Genomic DNA, 1,307 nt, shown 5'->3' with positions numbered 1-1,307 from the left:
TGAAGTGTCCCAGGTTTTGTTCCGTTTAAGTAGATGGGAAAATCTGGAATATGCCAAGAAAATTTGACCAGGATGCAAAGGACCGTGTGGTCCGTCTCGTGGAAGATCGCATCTTGGCAGAAAATATGTCGATGCAAGCCGCGTGCCAGGCAGTAGCTCCAAAGCTGGGGGTTTCATGGCATACGGCCCGTCAATGGACTCAACAGGCCCGTCGTGCGGGAAACATCCCAGAACCTGTGCCTGAAGATTTGGCCGCGGAAAACGCGAGGCTGCGTCGTGAAAATCAAGAGCTACGCGACACTAATGAGCTGCTGAAGGCCGCTTCAGCTTTTTTCGCGTCGGAACTCGACCCAAAACGTCGGAAATGATCCGGTTCATCGATGAATACCGGGTTCGTTTCTCTGTCGAGTTCATCTGTAAGACGTTGAAGAATAACCGGGCTGGTGGGTTCATCACCTCGCGTGGCTATCGCCAGTCCAAGGCCCGTGGGTTAAGTGCTCGTCGCCTTCGTGATGCTGTGCTGGTCGAACGCATTAGAACTGTTCATCGGGATAATTACGGTGTCTACGGTGTACGGAAAATGTGGCATGCTCTCCGCCGTGACGGAATTGATATCGGTCGTGAACAAACTGCCCGTTTAATGCGCTTGGCCGGTGTTTCTGGCAAAGGCAAAGGCAGATCACCTCTTACAACCCGTAAGCCTAACGTGCCTGATCTGCGCCCAGACTTGGTCGAGCGTGAGTTCAAAGCCCCCGGCCCGAACAAACTGTGGGTGGCTGACATTACGTATGTGCGCACGAAGAAAGGCTTTGTGTATGCCGCGTTTGTCACCGACGTTTACTCCCGACGGATCGTTGGGTGGGCGTTATCAGACTCCATGCGCACCGAAGCGTTGCCGCTGCAAGCTCTTAATCAGGCGATCGTGTGTGCTGAGGAAACAACAGGTCTCATTCACCATTCGGATCACGGCTCGCAGTACGTCAGCGTGGTCTACAACGAGCGCCTTGCCCAGCACGGGATTGCCGCTTCCACCGGAACTGTCGGGGATTCTTATGACAATGCTCTGGCTGAAAACGTTAACGGCTCCTACAAGAACGAGCTGATCCATACTCGCAGGTGGGATGATGTTGTCGAGGTAGAAATCGCGACGTTCGAGTGGGTGTCATGGTGGAACGAGATGAGGCTTCACCAAAGCTTGGGATACCGAACCCCAGTCGAAGTGGAAACCGATTTTTGGAAGCAGAACCCGCCGCAAGAAATAATAGAAATCAAGGCAAATGCCTAGGAACAAAACTCGGGGCACTTCA

At 53.2% G+C, this 1,307-nt stretch carries 1 protein-coding gene; it reads left to right on the top strand.

The features are described 5' to 3' along the window. Window positions 1–50 precede the first annotated feature (50 nt). A protein-coding gene (locus L8V22_RS11590) for an IS3 family transposase (RefSeq protein WP_239194158.1) occupies window positions 51–1,285 on the top strand; the annotation gives its coding sequence in 2 pieces (ribosomal slippage) (window positions 51–339 and window positions 339–1,285; 1,236 coding nt in all). Window positions 1,286–1,307: the final 22 nt, after the last annotated feature.

Source organism: Corynebacterium yonathiae (genome assembly GCF_027570195.1).
GTDB lineage: Bacteria > Actinomycetota > Actinomycetes > Mycobacteriales > Mycobacteriaceae > Corynebacterium > Corynebacterium yonathiae.
Note: the sequence above shows the minus strand (reverse complement) of the source record. Positions and strands in the feature narration are given on the sequence as shown.